Below are 22,833 nucleotides of genomic sequence, written 5' to 3' on the forward strand. Positions count from 1 at the left end.
AATTCGAAAAAAAACAAGCCTATAGAAACATTCTGTTATTCTGTTTCTGTTGCTGTTACCTTGACATCAGTATAGGTAAAAGTTAACTCATCATCTTTCAACTGAATATCAACAGCGCCTCCATTAGACAGTTTGCCAAACAAGATTTCATTAGCCAAGTTGCGCTTAATTTTATCTTGAATAACACGTGCCATTGGCCTTGCGCCCATGGTTTTATCATAACCTTTATTCGCTAACCATTTACGCGCGTCATTAGACACATTCAAGGCAACTTGTTTATCATCTAACTGTGCTTCCAATTCAACTAAGAATTTATCCACAACCATATGGATAACATCCATATCCAGGTGATTAAACCAAATAATATTATCAAGGCGATTACGGAACTCAGGTGCAAACAGTTTGTTTACTTCCCCTAATGCATCACTATTATTATCTTGCTCTTTAAAGCCAATCGATTGACGAACCGTTTCAGTTGCACCAGCATTGGTCGTCATCACTAGAATAATATTACGGAAGTCAGCTTTACGACCATTATTATCCGTTAATGTACCGTTATCCATCACTTGTAATAACAAGTTAAATACATCTGGATGCGCTTTTTCGATTTCATCAAGTAGTACAACAGCATGTGGTTGCTTGATAACCGCATCCGTTAGCAAGCCGCCTTGATCATAACCAACATAACCAGGAGGCGCACCAATCAAGCGTGATACGGTATGACGTTCCATATACTCAGACATATCAAAACGAATTAACTCAACACCCATGATCTTCGCTAAACGTTGGGTAACCTCTGTTTTACCAACACCAGTCGGACCAGCAAATAAGAATGAACCAATTGGTTTTCTCTCTGCGCCTAGGCCAGAACGAGATAAACGTATTGCATCAGTCAGTACTTCAATAGCAGGATCTTGACCAAAGACAACCATTTTCAGATTACGCTCTAAGTTCTTAAGCACATCGCGGTCATTTGAAGATACTGATTTTTCTGGTATACGTGCCATTTTCGCCACAATCGACTCAATTTCACCGACACCAATAGTTTTCTTACGTTTGTCCAATGGTAGCAAACGCTGTTTAGCACCCGCTTCATCCATCACATCAATAGCTTTATCTGGCAATTGACGTTCATTAATATACTTAGCAGATAGTTCAGTGGCTGCGCGCAACGCTTTCGCGGTATAGCGTACATCATGATGCTCTTCGTAACGTGATTTTAACCCTTGTAGGATCTTCACCGTATCATCGATCGATGGCTCTACAACGTCTACTTTTTGGAAACGTCGTGCTAAAGCACTATCTTTTTCAAAGATTTGACTGTATTCCGAATACGTCGTTGAACCAATACAACGTAATGTACCATTACTGAGTAGCGGCTTAATTAAGTTAGCGGCATCAAGTTGCCCGCCTGACGCAGCGCCCGCACCAATGATGGTATGGATCTCATCAATAAATAAAATGGCATCATCGTGTTTTTGTAACTGCTTAAGTAACGACTTAAAGCGTTTTTCAAAATCACCACGATATTTAGTACCAGCAAGTAAAGCACCAAGATCGAGGGAGAATACTTGAGTATTTTTCATCACATCAGGCACTTCTTCGTTCACGATTCGATATGCAAGGCCTTCGGCAATCGCGGTTTTACCTACCCCTGCCTCACCAACTAATAATGGATTATTCTTACGGCGGCGACACAAAATTTGAATCGTACGGTTAAGCTCTTCGTCACGTCCAATAAGTGGATCAATTCGCCCTTCGACTACTAATTTATTTAAGTTAGAAGAAAAGTTTTCAAGTTGTGTCGATTGATCTTCACTGTCATTAACCGCTTGTTCCGCTGCATCATTATTATCTTCAATACCCGGCTCTTCATCGTTTTTACGGATACCGTGGGAAATAAAGTTAATCACATCGAGACGACTCATACCTGATTTTTTCAAAATATAAGCGGCTTGAGATTCTTGTTCACTGAAGATAGCAACAAGTACATTTGCGCCTGTTACTTCATTGTTACCTGAAGATTGAACATGGAATACCGCACGCTGTAATACTCGCTGAAAACCCAGCGTAGGCTGCGTTTCTCTGTCATCGTCTGACTCAGGTAAAATAGGTGTTGTCTGTTCTAAAAAAAGAAGTAATTCATCACGAATAGCATCGATATCACCAGAACAGCCTTTAATTGCTTCGCAGGCAGATTTATTACTTAATAGTGAAACCAATAAGTGTTCGACCGTCATAAATTCATGACGATTTTCACGTGCAGTTTTAAACGCTTCATTTAGCGTAATTTCTAGATCTTTGCTTAACATAGGCATCTCCCTATAACTACGTGTTGCGTAATATTGCCAGCATTACGCTTATGCTTGTTCCATGGTACATAATAAGGACTGTTCGCTGTCTTTCGCATATTGCATCACCTGTGATACTTTTGTCTCGGCTATCTCAGCAGTAAATACACCACAAACCCCCCTGCCCCGATAATGCACAGTTAACATGATTTGGTTAGCCTTATCTATATCCATAGAAAAAAACTTTTGCAGTACATCTACAACGAAATCCATTGGAGTATAGTCATCATTAATCAAAAACACTTTGTAAAATGAAGGTGGTTTGAGTTCGAGCTCACTTTCTATACTTGTTTTGAAATCAATCAGTTCATCTAACTTACTCATAATTCTATCTTAGTACCTATCACAGATTTGGGCTAATAACTTTCAACCTTTCGACTAAGTTTACCCCATTTTAATCATTTTTAGGAATATTAACTTGACTATAGCAGCGAATAAACTAAATTTATTAACAAGATGTGCAATATAGTTAACATTTATGCAACTAGGTATGTTGTTCGTTATATACATCTATAACCTCTTAGACTTAAAAGGGGAGATACAGTTCAGTAATCAAACAATTTGCAATTACAGAAAGGATGCAGAGGTATGGCAACCGGTACGGTTAAGTGGTTCAATAATGCAAAAGGATTCGGTTTCATTTGCCCTGAGTCTGGAGGTGATGATGTGTTCGCACATTTTTCAATCATACAGATGGATGGATACCGCACATTAAAGGCGGGACAAATGGTAGATTATGAAATAGACGAAGGGCCAAAAGGCTCCCACGCTATTTCGATTTCAGCACATGAGGCAAGCGAAATAAAATAACCTATTCTCTTTGGATAAAAAGCAGCTTGGCTGCTTTTATTTTCCCCGTTGTTTATATAAATAATTAATGCGTACAGCTAATATAAATAACAACTATAAATAGCTAACGGCTAAATTTGTAATAGATATCCACAGCACTATCGACACCACTCACCAACTCGATATAAAGCTTTGGTAAGATCTCGTATCGTACAATAACTTCACTCAGTGCTGAGAATATGCCGATTCCGTAGCGGATTTGGACGCCAGGTAATACGTAACCACTCATTTCAACGCGAGTATCACTTCCTTGCCCTTGCGTATCAATGGCAAAATCTTTAACCCCTAACGTATCACCGACAAACCCGATAACCCCCTCACCTTGACCAAGACTTGAGCTAATAAGCAATGTCTTAATCACGTCATCTTGACTGGTCTCATCTTCAGAACCGATATCGCGCCCACGTAATAAATACGAAATCATGCGTGTCTGTTCCATTTCTGGTTCTGAAAATATAGTAAATATCGGTTTTTTAGCGGGACCAATAAGGCGCACCCCAACAATAACATTATCTTCAGTCAATTCGGTATTCCGTATCGCTTCAACATTAATGAGCGGATTATCTACCGAGCCAGAGAACACAACTTGGCCCTGACGAATATAAAGATCTTGTCCAAACGAACGATAACGGCCATTTTCAAACTGCAACATACCGTCAGAAAACAAGTTGCCATCTTTATCAAGCACTATGCTTACAGCGCCCGTTATATTAGATTGAAGACCAAAAGAATTGATTTTCACGTCGTCTAACAGCTTTATATTCACTTTAATATCAAGTGGATAAGATTGGTAATCAATAACGTTATCGGCATCAATAATAATGACATCACTAGAAACTTGGATAGCACTTTGCGGTAATTTCTCGACTTTGATTAATGCATACGGTATGACAATATCACCCGTAATTTTAGCGCCAGCGTCATTTCCTTCGATTTTAATTTTAGGACTGAAATGTAATTTCACACCCTTATTGTCATCAAACTCAAAATTATCACCGTGGAGCAGCACTTCATAGCTGAGCGACTCTCCCCAAGCAAGGCTACCAACGATCTTCGCAACACCGCGTCCTGAGTTCGTAGTACCGGTAATACTTGCGTTTTGACCACTCGACTCAATATTAAATTGAAAACTTTCGAGTGTGACAGGTAATTCGTCACCCGCTAAATAGCCATTGTTAACATTAAACTGACCAATAACTTCAGGTTTATCTAGCGTGCCACCGATAATACCTGCACCAGAAACAACACCATTAAGTACGTCTATCTGGTAAATCAAGGGTTCAATAAAGGCCAGATCAATATCAATGATATTTATATCACCGCTCAACTCTCGTTTAGTGAATATATCATCAATACGAAGGTCAGCAGTCACGCCCCCCAACTCACGGGATTTAATATTCGCTTTTACTGACAAGCTAGACTCATCTAAGCCGACTTTCATTGTTAGTGTTTCAAAATTGGCAGCATTACTTTTTCCTTGATTATAAATAAGCGCTGAACCATTAATGATGCTCAATTCAGAATTTAATTGTAACGGTAGATCTTTACCCCATGACACTCTACTCGCAATGTTAAGTAAACCTTCAACCTCAAGATTATTCGCCGTTTCTAAGCCCAATTTATTAATGTCATAGTCGTGTAACTGAAATTCAAATTTATCGGTTTTCTCAAGTTTGCCATCAAAACCCAAACAGAGGGTGGCTTGTTTTTCATTCCAGCAATGTTGTGCAACAGAAAGGTAATTATCTGTATTTACATAAGAAAGTTGTACATTGGGATCTATTATCCAGTCACCATATTCAGTATTAATACGTCCCTGACTGACCTTGCCTAGCCAAGTATCCCCCTGCCAAGCACCAATTAACTTAATCAACGCATTGTTGTTATCATTTTCAACATTGAGGCTGATTGCATTGCTATTTTTATTTGCAGTATAATCTAACGCAATTTTATCTATCACTTGTTCAGCAATGATTAACTCTTCAGCCGACAAGGAAATAACACCTTCTGGACGCGCCGTTAAGCTCATTCGCCCAGTAAAATCAGCACGCTTTAATGTATCAGCCGCAAATGATACGTTATCGGTAAACAAATCGAAATTTAGCCAAGGCAGTGTTTTATTACCTATGACGGTAAAATAACCAAATCCACTCCCTTTACTGCCAGTTAGATAAGGTGTAAACGATTTTATATCGACCTCTCCCCCTAACTTAAATTGCTCATTGATAATCCCGTCGAGCCTTATTGAGTCCTCGCCACGGGAAAGTGAAAAGCTATTTAAATGCCAATCGAGATCTTGATTAAACGTGAGTTGCCCTTGCAATGTTACTGGATAACCTTCCACCTCGGCGTCAAGATTAATATCATGGACATCAACCAGCCAATCATTATTCGCTTCAGGATCAAGTTTAAAATCAACGCTTGCATAGCCACTTGGCTGTAACTTGACCTCTGACCAATACTTATCTAAATGCACACCTTTAGTGGTTATTTTACTATTAACCGTAAAGCCATCCGTCCAATTCACGCGTCCGGAAGCAGAAGCAATTCCGCCCAAGGTTTTGGCTTTTATTTGTGAAAAAGTTAACCCTTGCAAGTTGCCTTTAGCTATTGCCTCAATATCCAAAGCTGGCGCATTATCAATGTCTAACAATCCTGAGATGGTCATATCGTAAGCGTCGAGATCACCTGTTACTGATAATTTTCCATCCGTGGTTTGCATATATGCTGGGGCCAGTAACGGCCAGTTTAAATGACGCCAATTAACATCAATCGTAAACGGTAAACTAGGTTGTAATGGCGCTAACACAGCAACAACATTGGTATTGATCGTGCCTTCCGTGTTGAGAGTAAGCTTGATGTTATCAAGGCTACCAACCGCGGTTGCATCCACAACAAGTTGCTTCAATAATTCAGGTTGTTTGAGTGTCGCCTTAGCACTGAGATATAAAGGGTAATCACGTTGTAATACGATACTGCCTTTAATATTTGTATCAGCCTGCGGCATATCTACAATAAGTTTATCTATCTGAACTTCACCGGCATCAATAAAACCAATTAAGTCGATTGAATTGAAATCTAAGAATAGATCATTAACTTGCAGTTTAGATTGAGTCAATTGAGCATCAAAAACATCGACACGTAACGGAATCGCAACTTGATACAGCGAAAATTCGTTGAGGAGTGCAGAAACGGCGGTTAATTGTTCATTGTTTGTCTCTGCAGCTTTCGACTCATCAGTAACGCCAGTATCGTTATTTGCTGACTCAGTTAATACTTGGACAAAGACATTGGCGGTTTTCAGCTCGGTAACTGAGATATCCCTACCAGATAGATTGACCGAACCTTGCAAACGGTCTGCACGAACTTTAGTCGTGGCTATATCAACATCAATATTGTGAATATCGATGTTTGAGACACTAATTAACAGCGGAATATATAATTGCCAATCATTGTTTTTGATCTGTCCATCAAGCTCCGCAATACGTGTTAAAGCGTCATCGAGGGCAATACCGAACTGTGTGCTAGGTTCTTCTTCAAGAGGCATAAAGTAACTTACAGAGTCCGCATTAATCGAATTAACACAGACCTCAGCACCAAACAAACAGGATAAATCGATATCGTAATCTAAATCTGTGATGGTAAGCTGAAGCAGCTCGCCTTGCCAGTCTATCTCTTGCCAATGTGCCTGATTAAATAAAGACCCACTTTCGAGTACCAGATGAAGCGGTAACGCGGTTTTATTTAACTTCGCAATAATGTATTGGTTACCGGTATGAGTACCAAACAAAGCCATCACGCAGCCAATGATGAATACCATTAAAATAATAAATAATTGCAGAACACGCATTACAATTCCGGTCCAATGTATAAGTGAAAAGTGTACTTGGTATCAGTAACTGTATTCATAGGCACTGCAAAATCAAGTTTAACCGGCCCGATAGGTGTCATCCAACGAATTCCGGTACCGATACCTAGGCTCATTGGTTCTGAGAAATCATTCGTTGAAGTCCCTGCGTCAGCAAAAAAACCAATACGCCATTTCTCGGCAAACTGATAGCCGTATTCAAGCGAACCAACCGTTAAATAACGCCCACCAATGTAGGCATCTGCGTCATCCACAGGGGTAACAGTTTCATAGTCATAACCACGAATACTCTGGCTACCACCAGCAAAGAAACGCATTGAAGCAGGTACACTTTCTATTTCATCGACATAAATAGCACCAAGATCCACACGCGAGGTAAAGAAATGCGTTCTATTAATAGAGCGTAAATATTTAGTTCTACTTTGTACTTTAATCATTTCAGTGTCAGCGCCCCAAATAGGGCTCGCCACTTCAAAACTAAACAATTGCTGATTTCCCCAATAAGGGTCAACGCCGCCGCGTTGCTTAGTTCTCGCAAAACTGACACCCGGTAGTATCATAATACTACTATCGGTTTGACTAGCCTGAGTAAAATCTTCTTGTTCTACTTTAACAAACCAAGTTCGTAACCACTTTGATTCGAGCTCAAATTGGCGTTGTAATTGAAAAGTAAATAATTTACTTTTGGTATCTTTATTGTCCTTACGCTGAAAACCAAACTGCACTTTGGCGATGTTGGTAATTGGATCTTCAATCGGTATATTATAGTTTAATGTAAACTCTTGCTGCACTGTCGAGTATTCAACATCAGCAGAAATACTATCACCACGGCTATTAATCCAAGGTTTTTTCCAACCTAATGAGCCCCTAACACCAACGTCACTCAAATAACCAACACCGACCTCATAGGTATTACTCGGGTGGTTAATCACCGTAATAATTATTGGGACTTGACCGTCTTTTCTAGAATTTAAGTCAGGCGCTACCGATGCTGACTGAAAATAACGACTGTTAAACAAGGCTAAGCTGTATTCGGCAACCAAATGTGACTCAAATTCTTGCCCTACTTTAAAGGTTGCTAACTCAGAGACAATTGACGCTGATTTAGTTTGGTTAGATAACACGGATTCACCAAATACATAGCGTTGTTTACTATCAAAGATAAGATCAATATCTGCTAGATTCTTTTTAATACTGACTCGGACTTCACTTTTTTGCCATTTACCATCAAAGTAACCCCGTGCGAGGGCAAGCTTAGTTATATCCGCTTTAAATTTGTCATAATTTTGATGGGATAAATTGCCACCGGAGGTAAGCGGCATGGTATTGAGTAATTTTAAGAACATGGGATCAGCACTCGCGTCCCCGTTAACCTGAATGTTAACGTTGGCAAGTTTCACCCTTTGACCAAGCTTAATATCGACAAACACGAGCAGATCATCGTCATCCAGCGTAAGGTTAATCGCTATTTTGGGAGCATAAAAGCCGTATACTTGAATGGATTCAATGATGTTTTTTCGAACTTTAGATTCAAAATAACTGTAGTTATTACCTTTGGGAATAGAAATTGTCGACAGATAAGAATTGACGTTGTCTTCGATATCGCCAGAGACACCTTTAAGATCAAAATCAACACTTGAGACAGCGAACACAACAGGAGAAAAAACCGAAGAATATAAAACAAGAAACAATGCAAATAGCGTTGATAATTTCACTAACTGAGACCTTAACTTAGCACAGTTCAAATAAAGAATCGTACTTTCCACGTAAAGGAAAATGATGAATTACAGATTAGTCTAATTAATATAAAAAAACAATGGCGTAGTATTGACTACACCATTGTATTTCAACTAAATGCCCTCGCTAATAATGCGTTTAGCTAGCGTAGTTGGGCAACCAAAATCTGTCCAATCTTCAGTCAGTAAAACGGTGTCATATTTACGGCAGATATGCGGTAAGAATGTATCATGGCAATCAGAAATTAACTGAAGATAATCACGTGGCGTACCTTGCTCGGCATCACGCGCACGTGAAAGCATACGGCTATAAGCGGTTTCAGCTTCACAGCGTAGATATACCACAGCAGATACACGCGGGTAATCTTTCAATTTAGTTTGAATGTCATAATAATAATCAAGATCTTTGCCATCAGGGCGACAAGCTTCTGCTAGATTCGCTTGGCAGAAAACCAGATCAGAAAATAATGAGCGCTCAATAATGTAATTGAACGTAGGATCTAAGTCTTTACAGATATCCGATCTTTTATTGGTAATGTAGCGCTGAAATTCAATACGGCGTGTAGCATCAACCGTAAACGCTTGTAGTAAGCGTTGGAATTCAGGGTCTGAATCAACATCTTCTAAAATTAACTGCCAGTTAGCGTTGTCATTTTCTGTTAATTCTTTAGCCAGTAAAGGCAGTAATGTTGACTTACCAACACCTATATTACCTTCAATTGCGACTAGTTTAAACGTTTGCTCATTACTCATTATAAAACCTATGATGCTAGTATAAGCGCCGGATTATAGCATATTGATAGTGTGTTCCAAGCTCAACCTTGTTTAACATCTAAACAATTTATTCGATTTATCGGGAAAATTTTATCTGTTAACGTAAATCATACATTCACCTAAGTTATTTATTCCTGTATAATATGCCGCCTAATGAGGCATATTGCCTAACTGCTAGGATATTCAATGAAATTTTCATCATATAGTTTTACTCCCGAAATTTTACGCGCGCTAGATGCTTGTAATTATGACCAAATGACGCCTGTACAACAGCAAGCTATTCCAGCAGCTGGTCGCGGTAAAGATATTCTAGCAAATGCACAAACAGGTACTGGTAAAACAGCCGCGTTTGCTTTACCTATATTGCAACAGATTGCTGACACACCTAAAGAAATCCACTCGTCTCACGTACGAGCTCTTATTTTAGTGCCTACACGTGAGCTTGCAGCGCAAGTAACAGACAACATTAAAGCGTACAGCCAATTCATGACACTTAATGTTATAAGTGTGTATGGCGGCGTTAAAATGGAAACACAAACTAAACAGCTTAAAGCTGGTGTTGATGTATTAGTAGCGACTCCAGGTCGTTTACTAGAGCACTTACAACTTAACAATACTAACCTTGCTAACGTTGAGCACCTAGTGCTAGATGAAGCTGACCGTATGTTAGATATGGGTTTCATCACTGATATCCGTAAGATCTTAGAATGCATGACAACTAATTACCAAACAATGCTTTTCTCTGCGACGTTATCGCAACAGATGAAGCATTTAGCAAATGAATTACTGTCACAACCAGTAATCGTTTCTGCATCAAAAGAAAACTCAACAGCGACAACAATTAAACATGTTATCCACCCTGTTGAACAACGTCGTAAACAAGAATTACTTTCTGAATTAATCGGTACTAAAAACTGGAAGCAAGTTTTAGTATTCGTTAACACTAAAGAAGCAGCTAATAACATCGTTAAAGAATTAAAACTTGACGGTATCCGCGCTGACGTTTGTCATGGTGATAAAGGCCAAGGCGCTCGTCGTCGTGCTTTAACTGAATTTAAAGAAGGCAAAATCCGTGCATTAGTTGCTACCGATGTTGCTGCACGTGGTCTTGATGTTCAAGGTCTTAAATTCGTTGTTAACTTCGACTTACCCTTCCTAGCGGAAGATTACATTCACCGTATCGGTCGTACTGGCCGTGCTGGCGAAACAGGTAATGCTGTATCGTTCGTATGTCGTGAAGAAGAACACGGTCTTGCAGATATCGAAGCAATGATTGGCCATAAGATTGAACGTCAAGTAGTTAAGGGTTATGAAGTAAGTAACCGTGACCGTCTAATTGCCGATATTAGTGGTCGTGCATCACACGAACGTCGTCAACCTCGTCGTAATAAAGCGGTTGGTGAAGAGAAAGTTGAGCACAAGCCAAAAACAACTGCACCATCGAAAAAAGCAAGCCAAGGTAAGCACCGTAAAACAAGTGCTAAACTACACCGTAAAGGTAATGTGGCAGCACCAAAACAAAAGTAACAATCAGCGTAGCGACGATTCTTTAAAGAGAGTTCTTTAAAGATAATGCGTTAAAGACGATTAGTTACAAAAAATGAGGCCTTATTAAATAACCGCACTTGGTTAGTTTAATAAGGCCTTTTTTTTACCATTAAAAATTAATCGATACTTTCGATTATTTTGTTAAGCGGCACCGCAAGTAAATTATCAATAATGCTTTGTTTTTCATGGTCAGCACGACACACAAGATATAACGCTTGGTCCATTACAGGCGCATCCAGCACTAAATGTAATAAACCCGCATCCACACTCTGTGCTATCACCGGAGAGGGTAAATAGCCAACCCCGCCGTTACCTATAATATGATCTAATGCAACACGACATGAGTCCGTATGGACAACCGCAGTCCGTTGTAGCGCTTCTATTTTATTGTGAAGAATAGAAAAACGTGTACTCCAATCCAAATACACCAAAGGTAATTCACTAATATTATTCATATCACAATGCGGCTTATGAGTAACAAGTTGCAACTGATAATCACGCACTTTAACAATATTAAAATCGTCGTTAACAGGCGGTTCGCTGGTAATTGATAGATCAATACTCTTATCAAGCAAGCGCTTGGACATATGCTGCCGCGGAACAGATTCCAATCGTAGAGCAAGACTAGGATCCGCGCTAGAAATACGATTAATCCAATCGGAAATACCATCAAACTCCCAAAACATTGCCGAGGCACCTAATGTGATTTGGACCGATAACTCTTCTGATAACGCAATATCATGCTTCGCTCGCCCCCACATTTGTAAAATTGATTCGGCGTACGGCAGCAAACGATCACCTGCGCTTGTTAACTGTAAGTTCCCACGCTGACGTGAAAATAGCGGATTGCCTAATTGTGACTCTAAATGACGGATCCTAAAACTTACCGCAGATTGCGTTAAAAATAAATTATCTGCCGCACGACCAAAATGTCTTGTTCTAGTGACTTCCAAAAATGTTTTAAGTAGCTCTGTATCCAAGGGTTTAGCCTTCATCCGATAAAAATAAATAACCACATAATACAATATAGTTGAGATTTTCAATAACAAAATATTCTTATCGTCAGCAGCAAAATTGTTCGTTTTACACAAACCTATTCTCGCCCTACCATCGCCGAAAAATAACCCCTATACAGTTTGGTAGAATGCTATGAAAATTTGTTTTGTTATGTACCCTTGGGAAAATGTCGAGCCAGAAAATGATTCGACACTCCGCATGATCCATGAAGTTGCGAGCCGCGGTCACACTGTTGCGATCACAACACCGAATAATTTAACCATGCGTGACAGCATGTCGATCGCTTTTTGTAAGGTGCTTAAGAAAGGGTCTGTATCAGCAAATATTCCAGGATTTTATCGTAAAGCAGAATTTAGAGAAGCACAGTTACCTTTAGCAGGCTTTGACGCCATTATTATGCGCTCTAATCCGCCTCTCGATACCATGGCGTTGAACTTTTTAGATTCAGTGCGTGATGATACTTTTATCATGAATGACATTGATGGTTTACGTGTAGCGAACAATAAATTGTATACGGCATCAATGTCTGATTTGAATAAAGAATTTATTCCAGTGACGCATGTATCAAAGCAACGTGATTACCTCGAATCAGTGCTAGCCGAAAACACAAAAGACTGCATGATCCTTAAGCCATTAAATGGCTACGGCGGTTCAGGTGTGATCTTATTAGATAAGAAAGCTAAATCGAGTGTTAAATCCTTGCTTGATTTTTATATTGGTGACAATCAAAACTACGTCATTCTGCAAGACTATATTGAAGGTGCAGAAGAAGGTGACGTTCGTATTATGATGTTAAACGGACAACCTATTGGTGCAATGAAACGTGTACCAGCAGAAGGTGATGTGCGTTCGAATATTCACGCTGGCGGTAAAGAAGTAAAACATGTACTAACAAAACAAGAGTTACGTTTGTGTAAACACATTGGCCCTAAGTTAGTCAGAGATGGTTTATACCTTGTTGGTCTTGATGTCATCAACGGTAAATTAGTCGAAGTAAATGTATTAAGCCCAGGTGGTATTACTCGTATTAACCGTTTAAACCGCACTAAGTTACAAGTAGACATTATTGATTTTGTTGAAAGTGTTGTAAACGCAAAGAACATCGGTATTGCCCGTAAAAATGAATTCCGTAAGGTGATTGCAGATGCAGCGGCTTACTGAGAAGGCGATACTCAATAACATCCGTAAGCAGATCCCATTCACAGCGCAGCTAGAAGATGGCAGTTTAACATTACGGATCAGTGAGTATCAGCCACACATAGCAACAGCGATTCATCACGGTCATCAAATACGCGAATCATTAAGTCCGCATATATTGCTGACCGAGCAAGAGCGTTATTATGAAGAAGATCCATTTACCGGTGATTTTATCTCTTCACAGCCGATAGTCTTGCAAGTTGAAGACTCGCGCTATGAATATGATCTGAATAGACCGTTAACTGATTGTGTGTACAAAACAGCCTGGGGTAAAGATGTCTGGTCAGACGCTTTACCGCCAAGTGAAATAGCATTAAGCAAAGCCAAGCATAGCCGCTACTATCGTATTTTAAAGTGCCTGATTAGCACCTTAGAAGCAAAGTTTGGCTTATGCCTGCTTTATGATATTCACGCTTATAATTATCAGCGTATTGACACTAAAACGCCGACATTTAACATAGGTACACAGCAACTCAATAGTCGCCATTGGCGTAAGGTGTTGGATAACTTACAACGTAAATTAAAACAGATTGAGCTACCTAATATCACCGTGTCAGTCGCTGAAAATGATGTATTTAAAGGACTCGGCTACCAAGCAAGTTTTGTTACCGAGCACTTTCGTAATACCTTGATCATGCCGATTGAAGTTAAAAAAGTATACATGAATGAAGTGGGTGGAGAGTGCTTTCCGCTGGTCATTGAAAAGCTAAAAGAAGGCATGAAAACAGCTATAAATGAACATGCTGCAGCAGCAATTACACACTACAGTAAAGGCAAACAAAAACCGTTACGGCATGTATTATCTTCTAGCTTACCGACTGAAGTCGTTAAATTAGATAAAGAGTTATATGCCCTAGCCCGTGGAATTAATACGCTTAATTATATTACGCCAAAAAATTTGAAGCAGGAAAAGAGACGATTCTTACATAACCCATTTTCCTATCAGCCTAATTTTACCTATCGACAGTTAGATATCGATCCCTACAAGTTTAAAGAAAACTTATATAGGCTATCTGTTGAAACGATTTTAGATGCTGATATTCAAAAAATGTACCGTACCGTCATTGAGCAGTTAGCAATGCGTATTGATTTGTTAGCCAGCATTGGCACCGAGCAATTCTTGTATAATTCGTTGCGTTATTATGGTGAGCCAAACAAAGAAGATATTAGTAACGCCAAGTTCATTTTACACGCGTGCGAATACCTGCCAGTGATTAATACCAGTATTGATGCTGCTGGTGCTGTCACTGCATTTCAACAAGCCGCGGTTGAATACGGGGTGAAATGTAAGGTGGTCGAAGCTAAAAATATGATTGCCAGAGCAATGGTAAGTGGTCGTACAATCAAGGTTAATAGCGAGTGTTCATTTAATGAAACAGATCTTAATGCACTGATTCATCATGAACTGGGGGTACATTTATTAACGACTGCCAACGCAGAAGTCCAGCCATTACACATCTTTAAGCTAGGCTTGCCAGGAAATACGCATGCCCAAGAAGGTCTAGCTATTTTATGTGAATATTTATCGGGTAACTTGCCGCTACATCGTTTAAAGACACTCGCATTGCGCGTTATTGCGGTGTCTAAAATGGCGGCCGGTGAGTCATTTAATCAATGTTATCTTGATTTAATCAATGATTATAGCGTCGTAATTGATGATGCCTTTACCATTACGTTAAGAGCATATCGCGGTGGCGGTTTTACCAAAGATTATTTATATTTACGTGGATTAAAAGAAGCTCTGCAAATTTACAAACAAGGTGACATCTCTAGTTTGTTTATCGGTAAAACCGGTTTTGAGTCAAAAGGCTTACTAGATGAATTGATTGCGAGAGGAATATTGAAAGCGCCGCTCTATGTACCAAAAGCGCTGGATATGGAAAGTAAAGAAGATGCAATTATGACATTCATTCTTGACTCTATTTAGTTAACTTTCGCATTAGGGTCTATGATCAAACGAGTCTACTGATCACGACAAATATCCCGCCAATATACTGATAATATCTATATTTTGGCGGCGATGTTAATTAATTCGCTTACAGAAAATGTTATTTCCAGCGATCTGCAGCTGTAGTATCGGTTTCACGGGCATCAACCCAATGTGAACCGTCTTCAGTCGCTTCTTTTTTCCAGAATGGTGCTTGAGTTTTCAAGTAATCCATAATGAATTCGCATGCTTGAAAAGCATCTCCGCGGTGCATACTTGCCACACCAACAAAAACGATCTGATCACCTAACGCTAATTCACCAATGCGATGAATCACTTTAACACCTTGAATTGACCAACGTGTTTCAGCCTCAACTAAGATTTTAGCTAATAATTTTTCGGTCATACCGGGATAATGTTCAAGAGTTAAACCCGACACGTTATCGCCTTGGTTAAAATCGCGCACTTTACCAATAAAAGTAACAACGGCACCTGTACTATGGCTTTTACCTAACGCTGCATATTCAGTCGCCAGATCAAAGTCTTCAGTTTGGATTTGAATTGCATCAGCAGACATAACTTACCCCCCAGTTACAGGTGGGAAAAATGCAACTTCAACACCATCTTCTACCGGTGAATCTAGGCTACAGATCTCTTGATTAACAGCCACTAACAACTTGTCTGAATCCAGTGCTAAAGCCCACTTCCCGCCTTTAGTGGCTAGTTCTGCACGTAAAGCATTAACTGATTCAAACGGCCCAGTCACTTCTAACTCTGCGCAATCAACCAATTCTCTAATTTGTGCAAAAAATAATACTTTAATCATCATAATACCCTGCGCAATTTAAACTTTAAAATGACCTGACTTGCCACCAGTTTTTTCGAGTAGCTTAACACCATCAATGATAATGTCTTTTTGAACCGCTTTACACATATCATAAATTGTTAATGCTGCGACTGATGCAGCTGTTAACGCTTCCATTTCAACACCTGTCTTACCCGACAACTTGCAACATGTTTCGATGCGAACAAGGTTATTTTCTGGTTCTGGCGTTAATTCAACCGTTACCTTGGTCAACATCAACGGATGACAAAGCGGAATGATATCAGATGTTTTCTTTGCAGCTTGGATACCGGCAATTCGAGCGGTAGCAAATACATCGCCTTTATGATGATCACCAGACATAATTAAGGCCAGTGTTTCCGCTGACATACGCACAATAGCTTCAGCTCTGGCTTCACGTTGAGTGATGGTTTTTTCTGTTACATCAACCATATTAGCTTCACCAGAAGCGTTCACATGAGTAAATTGTTGAGACATTTATAATTCCTATTGCTTAGATATGTGGCATAAAGTTGCATGGACGATGTGAACTATTGAGCTGCTCACGTAAGATCTTATTCCAACCCGTTTTACAGGCGCCTGTTGAACCAGGCATACAGAAAATAACTGTTTTATTTGCAAATCCGCCAACAGCGCGACTTTGAATTGTTGATGTACCAATCTCGTCGTATGACACAGCGCGAAATAATTCGCCAAAACCTTCAATTGCTTTATCAAATAATGGCTGCACCGCTTCAGGCGTCATATCACGTGCAGTAAAACCAGTACCGCCTGTAATAAGTACGCCTTGAATATCTTCATCTGCAATCCACTGCGAGACGATGGCACGGATCTTATATTTATCATCAATAACGATTTGTTTATCCATTAAGATATGACCGTCAGCAACAAGCGCTTCTGCAAGAAAGCGCCCTGAAGTATCTGTTTCTTCATTACGGGTATCGGATACGGTCAATACTGCCAGTTTCGCAGCTTTAAACCCTGATTCAGCATGGCTCATTATTTTTCCTTTTAAATTCGGTCATGTAAGCGCAGTAATTATAAAAGATTACGCTTGTCGGTCGTTGATCTTGATCAGCTTGTGACTTTCACTTTATTGTTGTTATCACGACTTTCACGGATTAACGCATCATTGGCGATGGTATCCACAGATTTGGCAAGGCGATCATAGAGCAATACATTCACTGTCGCAGCCAGATTCATGCAACCGACAGTCGGTACATAGACAACGGCAGCAGCGCGATCAATCACTTTTTGATCTATAGTGCCGTCTTCAGGTCCGAAAATGTAGATAACATTGTCTGGATGTTCAAACACCGGTAATGGGATTGCCCCTTCTGCGAGTTCGACACAAACAATATTTGTTGATTCAGGAATACTCTCTAGCCAATTATCAACACCCGTTAATGGTGTTGTAGCCGCTACATTTTTAGTATCGGTTTGAAAAGCAGAAGCGCGATCGTATCTTTTACCAGTGTAATAAACCGCATCAGCTTGGTAGCAACCAGCTGCACGCATTACCGCACCGACATTAGTAGGACTTTTAGGATTGGTTAAACCAATTGATACATTTTTATTTTTCATTCAATGCTTTATTTCGTTAACGCTATTTTTATAAATGTTTATTCGTTAAATTTTATTTATTAACTATTCATTTATTAAAACAAGCGGGATATTAAGAGGCTTTATAATACAGGGATATCGAGGCTAGCTCAAGGTCGTAAAAAAGAGAAAAAAAGGCCGTGTTACATGAACACGGCCTTAGTATTATCTTTTTACGTAATGACTATTACGCTTTATTTTTATCTGCAGTAAGTGATAAAGCAAATACTGAGAATCCAGCGACTGCCACAAATCCTGCGAGTAAAATAGTTGGTATAGCTGCGTATCCTAAGATATGCCAAATAACGTATTCTAACGTACTCATAATCGTGATTCCTTTTTCTATCTACCAACCAGGTACGTCAGACATATCTGGTAGTTGATGGGCAATACCTTTATGACAATCAACACATGTTTTATCGCCAGATGCTAAAGCTGTAGAATGTTGTTTTCTACTACGTGGGCCTTGTTCTGAAAAATCCATGTACTCAAAGTTATGACAGTTACGACATTCCTGTGAATCATTTTCTTTCATACGTTGCCATTCTCGCACAGCTAAATGCTTACGACGCGCTTCAAACTTTTCTTGAGTCGAAATCTTACCCATCAAGAAAGCCACAATTTCATTACTCGCTTGTACTTTACGTACAATTTTATCAGTCCAGTTATGCGGTACATGACAATCAGAACAGATTGCACGCACACCAGAACGATTCGAATAGTGAATTGTTTCTTTTAATTCTTTAACGATAGGTGCGTGACAAGCAGAACAAAACTCTTCTGTATTTGTCGCTTCCATCCCCATGTTAAAGGCACCCCAGAAAATAATGCCGCCAAGGAAACCCATTGCAAGTACAGTACCTACAGCGGCTTTACTTGGTGCCGTTAATTTTCGCCAAAAATTTAAAATAAATTTCATTTTATCGCCTCTTTTTCGTTAGCGTAATGAATCTACACGTTTAAAGTCATTGTCGATTAACGGTGATGCATCAGCTTGCGTTACATGGCACTGTAGGCAGAAATAACGACGTGGTGACACATCCGATAATACTTCACCATCACGACCTTGGTAATGCGTCACACTAATCTTCGTTGCGCCCATTTCACCAGCGTACTTCCAACTATGACATGATAAACATTTGTTCGCATTTAAAGACACTTCATAATGGCGTGTTTGATGCGGGATCAGTGGTGGTTGATATACATAGTCACGATCGATTGGACTACGATCTTTGATCACGCGTTTCAGTTCATCTGCTTTACGCGTTATATCTAATTCCGTAATACCACGTAATGATGCAACACCACCGTTATTTACATTTTCAATAACAGCCGTTTCTGTACTTTGTGCTGATACAGAGAATAAAGTCCCTGCAGCTAGCAGCACAGCCAATAATTTTCTCATATTATGTTCTCCACCTATTGGCAAATAAATCCGTTATTTGCCAGCGCAATTGGCTGGCAAAATCAATTAAAAAGATATTCGTTAGAATTACACTTTGGTAATTTTAATCGCACACTTTTTATAATCCGTTTGTTTTGATAACGGATCGGTAGCATCTAGACATACCTTGTTAATTAATACGCGCGCATCAAACCAAGGTACAAATACTAAACCAACCGGTGGGCGGTTACGGCCACGTGTTTCCACACGACAGCGTACTTCACCACGAAGAGATTCAATAAGAACTTCATCACCACGACGCACGTTACGTTTTTTCGCATCATCAGGATGGATATAACAAAGCGCATCCGGCATTGCACGATATAGCTCTGGAACACGCGCTGTCATCGAACCTGAATGCCAATGCTCAAGAACACGGCCGGTACATAACCACATGTCATATTCTTCATTTGGCACTTCAGGTGGCGCTTCATATGGTGCAAAGATGATGTTTGCTTTACCATCTGGCTTACCATAGAACTCAAAACCTTTGCCTTTACCTACGTAAGGATCACTGCCTTCTGCAAAACGCCATTTCGTTTCAACGCCGTTCACTACAGGCCAACGTAAACCACGCACTGTGTGGTAAACATCATATGGTGCTAAATCATGACCATGGCCACGTCCAAAGGTTGCGTATTCTTCGAATAGACCTTTTTGTACGTAGAAGCCTTGATCTTGTGCATCATCATTTAGCTCTTGAGCTTCGCTTAGTGGGAATGCGTCAACATTACCATTTTTGTACAGTACGTCGTACATAGTCTTGCCGCGATGCTCAGGCATTTTAGCTAATAGATCTTCACCCCAAACCTCTTCAATTTTGAAGCGTTTAGCGAATTCCATTAACTGCCATAAATCTGATTTTGCACCTTCAACAGATTTAACTTGTTGATACCAAGCTTGGGTACGACGTTCAGCATTACCATAAGCGCCTTCTTTTTCTACCCACATTGCAGTTGGTAAAATAAGATCAGATGCTTGTGCAGTTACTGTCGGGTACGGGTCAGAACAAACAATGAAGTTAGCTGGGTTACGGTAACCCGGTAAGCCCTCTTCCATCATGTTTGGCGCCGCTTGCATGTTGTTATTACACATAGTCCAGTACGCGTTCAATGTACCGTCTTTTAGTGCACGGTTTTGTGCAACAGCATGTAGACCTGGTTTAGGCGGAATTGTACCTTCAGGTAGTTTCCAGATTTTTTCAGCAATGGCGCGATGTTTTGGATTCGCAACAACCATATCTGCAGGTAGACGGTGTGAGAATGTACCCACTTCACGTGCAGTACCACAAGCTGATGGTTGACCCGTTAGCGAGAATGGGCCATTACCTGGTTGTGAGATTTTGCCCACAAGTAAGTGAATGTTATATACAAGGCTGTTCATCCACACACCACGAGTATGTTGATTCATACCCATAGTCCATAACGACATTACTTTGATGTTTGGATCTGCATATTGTTTAGCAAGAATAATCAGCTTTTCTGCTGATACACCTGATATTTCAGATGCTTTCTCAACAGTATACTCAGCAACCGATGCCTTATACTCTTCAAATGTCATTGCTGTCATTTTGCCCGAGTTAGGGTTTTTAGCTTTAGCTTGCATTGGATGTTCGTCACGTAAACCGTAACCGATATCCGTTGCTGTACGTTTGAAGTGTGTGTGCTTATTAACGAAATCCCAGTTTACAGCATCGTTTTGGATGATGTAGTTAGCAATAAAGTTAGCCATTGCTAGATCTGATTGCGGATTGAAAATAACACCGGTATCAGCTAGTTCAAAAGAACGATGCTTATACGTTGATAATACGTTTACTCTAACGTGTGGATTACTTAAACGGCGGTCAGTGATACGCGTCCATAGAATTGGATGCATTTCAGCCATGTTTGAACCCCAAAGTACAAACGCATCTGACTCTTCGAAGTCATCATAACAACCCATTGGCTCATCAATACCAAACGTACGCATGAAACCACCTACAGCAGAAGCCATACAGTGACGCGCATTAGGATCAATATTGTTTGAACGGAAACCAGCTTTCATCAATTTAACCGCTGCATAACCTTCCATTACAGTCCACTGGCCAGAACCAAACATACCAACAGATGTGGGACCTTTTTCTTTTAATGCGGCTTTCCACTTCTCGGCCATGATATCAAAAGCTTGATCCCATGAAATTGGCGCAAATTCACCATCTTTAGCAAACTTACCATCTCTCATTCGCAATAAAGGTGTCGTAAGACGATCTTTACCGTACATGATTTTAGACAAGAAATAGCCTTTAACGCAGTTAAGGCCTTTGTTCACCGGTGCTTCAGGATCACCTTGAGTCGCAACAACTTTACCGCCTTGTGTTCCGACTAATACAGAGCAACCTGTACCACAGAAACGACATGGGGCTTTATCCCATTTGATTTTTGTTTCATCGCTAACAGCAATAAGATTTGTTGCACTAGCAGGAAGAGTAACGCCAGCAATCGCGGCAGCAGAAACTGCAGCATTTGCTTTAACAAACGCACGTCTGGTTAATTTCATAGATCATCCTCACATGATGGATCGATAGTTTCAATTTGATGAAAAACAAGAGAAGTACTTAAGACATGTTCGAAATTATTAATTTTATCAATAATATCAGTAACAAATTTTTGATTCGTAGTTTCTAATACGACGATAATTTTACCCTCTTCACTATCGCCGTAAATTTCAGCATCTGGAAGTGCTGTAATTTTATTCTTCACTGCAACCAAGTGTTCTGGCTTCACGTGAATAATTAAACTTGAGATATGTACTTCTTGTTCTGCCATTTTATGACCTTATAATTATTATAAAACGTATTCTTAATCACTTAATCTAGCGGTTAGGCTTAACTAATATTGCATTTACTGGGCAAATAGATACACATGCACCACAACCGTTACAAGCATCTAACACAACATCCGGGCTCACGAACGTTGTATTGGTAAAGTTAAATGCTAAAGCTTCTGTCTCGCATGATTCAGCACAACTACGACAATATACTGACTCGAGGTTCAAGCAGCTATTTGAAATAGTAGCTTTATTCGCCCAAGGTTGTGCTTGTGTTAAATCAAACAAATCTTCTTTACAGTGATTTACACATTCTTTACAAAAACTGCATTCTGATACGCTAAAATCAATTTCAGGAAACCCACCGTCACCGACTACTATGATTTGTTCAGGACAAGCAGCGGTGCAATCACCACAACGAGTGCACATTTCTGTAAAGTCTAAATCTGCTTTTAACCAAGGTAGGCGTACAACATTATTTTGTTCTTTACGACGGAATAGTGAACGTCGCGCTAGATTAATACTCATAAAACTACCTTGTAAAATAATTCATCTTTAAATGTGACGTTTAAAAGCGCACATCAGCCTATAAAGATATTTGTTTCATGATGATACATATAGTTCCAGCCTCAAATACTCACTAGTGGGTAAGATGAACAAAACTTAATTTAGATCAATAATTATAGGCAAATTTAAGACAATTTAAGGCAAGTTAATACAACTTATGACAATTTGTGACAGCAAATGCTTAAAATTATAGCTAACAGTTGTAATATTCGCCTTTATTATGAGGATTAAATATAGCGTAAACTTGTATTACGCTATATTTAAGAATATGAAGATAGAAACACTTATAAGGGTAAATCAGTAT

21 protein-coding genes are annotated in these 22,833 nt (G+C 39.7%); 4 read left to right on the forward strand and 17 right to left on the reverse strand.

The features are described 5' to 3' along the window. Nucleotides 1-35: 35 nt before the first annotated feature. The gene (clpA, locus tag CXF93_RS11500; RefSeq protein WP_101062647.1) at nucleotides 36-2,312 is read right to left on the reverse strand and encodes an ATP-dependent Clp protease ATP-binding subunit ClpA; all 2,277 of its coding nucleotides are present in this window, start codon (nucleotides 2,310-2,312) and stop codon (nucleotides 36-38) included. Between the two features lie 48 nt (nucleotides 2,313-2,360). Continuing rightward, nucleotides 2,361-2,675 (reverse strand): ATP-dependent Clp protease adapter ClpS, encoded by a 315-nt coding sequence (gene clpS / locus CXF93_RS11505; protein WP_101062648.1) that lies wholly within the window; start codon nucleotides 2,673-2,675, stop codon nucleotides 2,361-2,363. A gap of 264 nt (nucleotides 2,676-2,939) precedes the next feature. Between clpS and cspD the strand changes: the two genes are divergently transcribed. Further along, nucleotides 2,940-3,161: a cold shock domain-containing protein CspD gene (gene cspD, locus CXF93_RS11510; RefSeq protein WP_101062649.1), complete on the forward strand. Its 222-nt coding sequence runs from the start codon at nucleotides 2,940-2,942 to the stop codon at nucleotides 3,159-3,161. Nucleotides 3,162-3,264: 103 nt separating this feature from the next. On the opposite strand, the gene CXF93_RS11515 is transcribed toward cspD, so the two are convergent. The 3 genes from CXF93_RS11515 to CXF93_RS11525 form a co-directional block, all read right to left on the reverse strand. Further along, complete coding sequence (locus CXF93_RS11515) at nucleotides 3,265-7,050, reverse strand: translocation/assembly module TamB domain-containing protein (protein WP_101062650.1); 3,786 nt, start codon at nucleotides 7,048-7,050, stop codon at nucleotides 3,265-3,267. Next, entirely contained in the window at nucleotides 7,050-8,783 is a 1,734-nt protein-coding gene (locus CXF93_RS11520) for an autotransporter assembly complex family protein (RefSeq protein WP_101062651.1), read from the reverse strand. Before CXF93_RS11520 ends, CXF93_RS11515 begins: the two co-directional genes overlap by 1 nt. Nucleotides 8,784-8,918: 135 nt before the next feature. Beyond that, nucleotides 8,919-9,557: a deoxynucleoside kinase gene (locus CXF93_RS11525; RefSeq protein WP_101062652.1), complete on the reverse strand. Its 639-nt coding sequence runs from the start codon at nucleotides 9,555-9,557 to the stop codon at nucleotides 8,919-8,921. 207 nt (nucleotides 9,558-9,764) lie between these two features. Between CXF93_RS11525 and CXF93_RS11530 the strand changes: the two genes are divergently transcribed. Then, nucleotides 9,765-11,105 (forward strand): DEAD/DEAH box helicase, encoded by a 1,341-nt coding sequence (locus CXF93_RS11530; protein ID WP_101062653.1) that lies wholly within the window; start codon nucleotides 9,765-9,767, stop codon nucleotides 11,103-11,105. A gap of 137 nt (nucleotides 11,106-11,242) precedes the next feature. Here the strand turns inward: CXF93_RS11530 and CXF93_RS11535 are convergent, their stop codons facing one another. Beyond that, entirely contained in the window at nucleotides 11,243-12,106 is an 864-nt protein-coding gene (locus CXF93_RS11535; protein WP_101062654.1) for a LysR family transcriptional regulator, read from the reverse strand. A 169-nt stretch (nucleotides 12,107-12,275) separates the two neighbouring features. On the opposite strand from CXF93_RS11535, the gene gshB reads away from it, so the two are divergent. Then, the gene (gshB, locus tag CXF93_RS11540) at nucleotides 12,276-13,304 is read left to right on the forward strand and encodes a glutathione synthase (protein WP_101062655.1); all 1,029 of its coding nucleotides are present in this window, start codon (nucleotides 12,276-12,278) and stop codon (nucleotides 13,302-13,304) included. After that, nucleotides 13,288-15,267: a flavohemoglobin expression-modulating QEGLA motif protein gene (locus CXF93_RS11545; protein ID WP_101062656.1), complete on the forward strand. Its 1,980-nt coding sequence runs from the start codon at nucleotides 13,288-13,290 to the stop codon at nucleotides 15,265-15,267. Before gshB ends, CXF93_RS11545 begins: the two co-directional genes overlap by 17 nt. 121 nt (nucleotides 15,268-15,388) lie before the next feature. Here the strand turns inward: CXF93_RS11545 and moaE are convergent, their stop codons facing one another. The 11 genes from moaE to napF form a co-directional block, all read right to left on the reverse strand. Further along, the gene (moaE, locus tag CXF93_RS11550) at nucleotides 15,389-15,844 is read right to left on the reverse strand and encodes a molybdopterin synthase catalytic subunit MoaE (RefSeq protein WP_101062657.1); all 456 of its coding nucleotides are present in this window, start codon (nucleotides 15,842-15,844) and stop codon (nucleotides 15,389-15,391) included. 3 nt (nucleotides 15,845-15,847) lie between these two features. After that, entirely contained in the window at nucleotides 15,848-16,093 is a 246-nt protein-coding gene (gene moaD / locus CXF93_RS11555; protein ID WP_101062658.1) for a molybdopterin synthase sulfur carrier subunit, read from the reverse strand. Between the two features lie 18 nt (nucleotides 16,094-16,111). After that, a complete protein-coding gene (gene moaC / locus CXF93_RS11560; protein ID WP_101062659.1) occupies nucleotides 16,112-16,588 on the reverse strand; it encodes a cyclic pyranopterin monophosphate synthase MoaC in 477 nt (158 codons plus the stop codon). A 16-nt stretch (nucleotides 16,589-16,604) separates the two neighbouring features. Further along, nucleotides 16,605-17,111, reverse strand: a complete 507-nt coding sequence (gene moaB / locus CXF93_RS11565; protein WP_101062660.1) for a molybdenum cofactor biosynthesis protein B — start codon at nucleotides 17,109-17,111, stop codon at nucleotides 16,605-16,607. Between the two features lie 74 nt (nucleotides 17,112-17,185). Then, a complete protein-coding gene (locus CXF93_RS11570; protein WP_101062661.1) occupies nucleotides 17,186-17,695 on the reverse strand; it encodes an RNA methyltransferase in 510 nt (169 codons plus the stop codon). Nucleotides 17,696-17,900: 205 nt separating this feature from the next. After that, on the reverse strand, nucleotides 17,901-18,038 hold the full coding sequence (locus tag CXF93_RS11575) for a TIGR02808 family protein (RefSeq protein WP_101062662.1): 138 nt from the start codon (nucleotides 18,036-18,038) through the stop codon (nucleotides 17,901-17,903). A 21-nt stretch (nucleotides 18,039-18,059) separates the two neighbouring features. Continuing rightward, the gene (locus tag CXF93_RS11580) at nucleotides 18,060-18,632 is read right to left on the reverse strand and encodes a NapC/NirT family cytochrome c (RefSeq protein WP_101062663.1); all 573 of its coding nucleotides are present in this window, start codon (nucleotides 18,630-18,632) and stop codon (nucleotides 18,060-18,062) included. 18 nt (nucleotides 18,633-18,650) lie between these two features. Then, complete coding sequence (locus tag CXF93_RS11585) at nucleotides 18,651-19,118, reverse strand: nitrate reductase cytochrome c-type subunit (protein ID WP_101062664.1); 468 nt, start codon at nucleotides 19,116-19,118, stop codon at nucleotides 18,651-18,653. 87 nt (nucleotides 19,119-19,205) lie between these two features. After that, nucleotides 19,206-21,692 (reverse strand): periplasmic nitrate reductase subunit alpha, encoded by a 2,487-nt coding sequence (napA, locus tag CXF93_RS11590; RefSeq protein ID WP_101062665.1) that lies wholly within the window; start codon nucleotides 21,690-21,692, stop codon nucleotides 19,206-19,208. After that, nucleotides 21,689-21,961, reverse strand: a complete 273-nt coding sequence (locus tag CXF93_RS11595) for a chaperone NapD (RefSeq protein WP_101062666.1) — start codon at nucleotides 21,959-21,961, stop codon at nucleotides 21,689-21,691. Before CXF93_RS11595 ends, napA begins: the two co-directional genes overlap by 4 nt. A 46-nt stretch (nucleotides 21,962-22,007) precedes the next feature. Beyond that, the gene (gene napF / locus CXF93_RS11600) at nucleotides 22,008-22,490 is read right to left on the reverse strand and encodes a ferredoxin-type protein NapF (RefSeq protein WP_101062667.1); all 483 of its coding nucleotides are present in this window, start codon (nucleotides 22,488-22,490) and stop codon (nucleotides 22,008-22,010) included. Nucleotides 22,491-22,833: the final 343 nt, after the last annotated feature.

It is taken from the genome of Moritella sp. Urea-trap-13 (assembly GCF_002836355.1).
In the GTDB taxonomy this organism is placed as follows: Bacteria; Pseudomonadota; Gammaproteobacteria; order Enterobacterales; family Moritellaceae; genus Moritella.

Coding starts and splice junctions, on each gene's coding strand:
- CXF93_RS11595 (WP_101062666.1), bottom strand. CDS start 21,961: ATGGCAGAACAAGAAGTACATATCTCAAGTTTAATTATTCACGTGAAG.
- cspD (WP_101062649.1), top strand. CDS start 2,940: ATGGCAACCGGTACGGTTAAGTGGTTCAATAATGCAAAAGGATTCGGT.
- CXF93_RS11570 (WP_101062661.1), bottom strand. CDS start 17,695: ATGAAAAATAAAAATGTATCAATTGGTTTAACCAATCCTAAAAGTCCT.
- moaD (WP_101062658.1), bottom strand. CDS start 16,093: ATGATTAAAGTATTATTTTTTGCACAAATTAGAGAATTGGTTGATTGC.
- gshB (WP_101062655.1), top strand. CDS start 12,276: ATGAAAATTTGTTTTGTTATGTACCCTTGGGAAAATGTCGAGCCAGAA.
- napA (WP_101062665.1), bottom strand. CDS start 21,692: ATGAAATTAACCAGACGTGCGTTTGTTAAAGCAAATGCTGCAGTTTCT.
- moaB (WP_101062660.1), bottom strand. CDS start 17,111: ATGAGCCATGCTGAATCAGGGTTTAAAGCTGCGAAACTGGCAGTATTG.
- CXF93_RS11585 (WP_101062664.1), bottom strand. CDS start 19,118: ATGAGAAAATTATTGGCTGTGCTGCTAGCTGCAGGGACTTTATTCTCT.
- CXF93_RS11580 (WP_101062663.1), bottom strand. CDS start 18,632: ATGAAATTTATTTTAAATTTTTGGCGAAAATTAACGGCACCAAGTAAA.
- CXF93_RS11525 (WP_101062652.1), bottom strand. CDS start 9,557: ATGAGTAATGAGCAAACGTTTAAACTAGTCGCAATTGAAGGTAATATA.
- CXF93_RS11545 (WP_101062656.1), top strand. CDS start 13,288: ATGCAGCGGCTTACTGAGAAGGCGATACTCAATAACATCCGTAAGCAG.
- napF (WP_101062667.1), bottom strand. CDS start 22,490: ATGAGTATTAATCTAGCGCGACGTTCACTATTCCGTCGTAAAGAACAA.
- moaC (WP_101062659.1), bottom strand. CDS start 16,588: ATGTCTCAACAATTTACTCATGTGAACGCTTCTGGTGAAGCTAATATG.
- clpS (WP_101062648.1), bottom strand. CDS start 2,675: ATGAGTAAGTTAGATGAACTGATTGATTTCAAAACAAGTATAGAAAGT.
- CXF93_RS11575 (WP_101062662.1), bottom strand. CDS start 18,038: ATGAGTACGTTAGAATACGTTATTTGGCATATCTTAGGATACGCAGCT.
- clpA (WP_101062647.1), bottom strand. CDS start 2,312: ATGTTAAGCAAAGATCTAGAAATTACGCTAAATGAAGCGTTTAAAACT.
- CXF93_RS11530 (WP_101062653.1), top strand. CDS start 9,765: ATGAAATTTTCATCATATAGTTTTACTCCCGAAATTTTACGCGCGCTA.
- CXF93_RS11515 (WP_101062650.1), bottom strand. CDS start 7,050: ATGCGTGTTCTGCAATTATTTATTATTTTAATGGTATTCATCATTGGC.
- moaE (WP_101062657.1), bottom strand. CDS start 15,844: ATGTCTGCTGATGCAATTCAAATCCAAACTGAAGACTTTGATCTGGCG.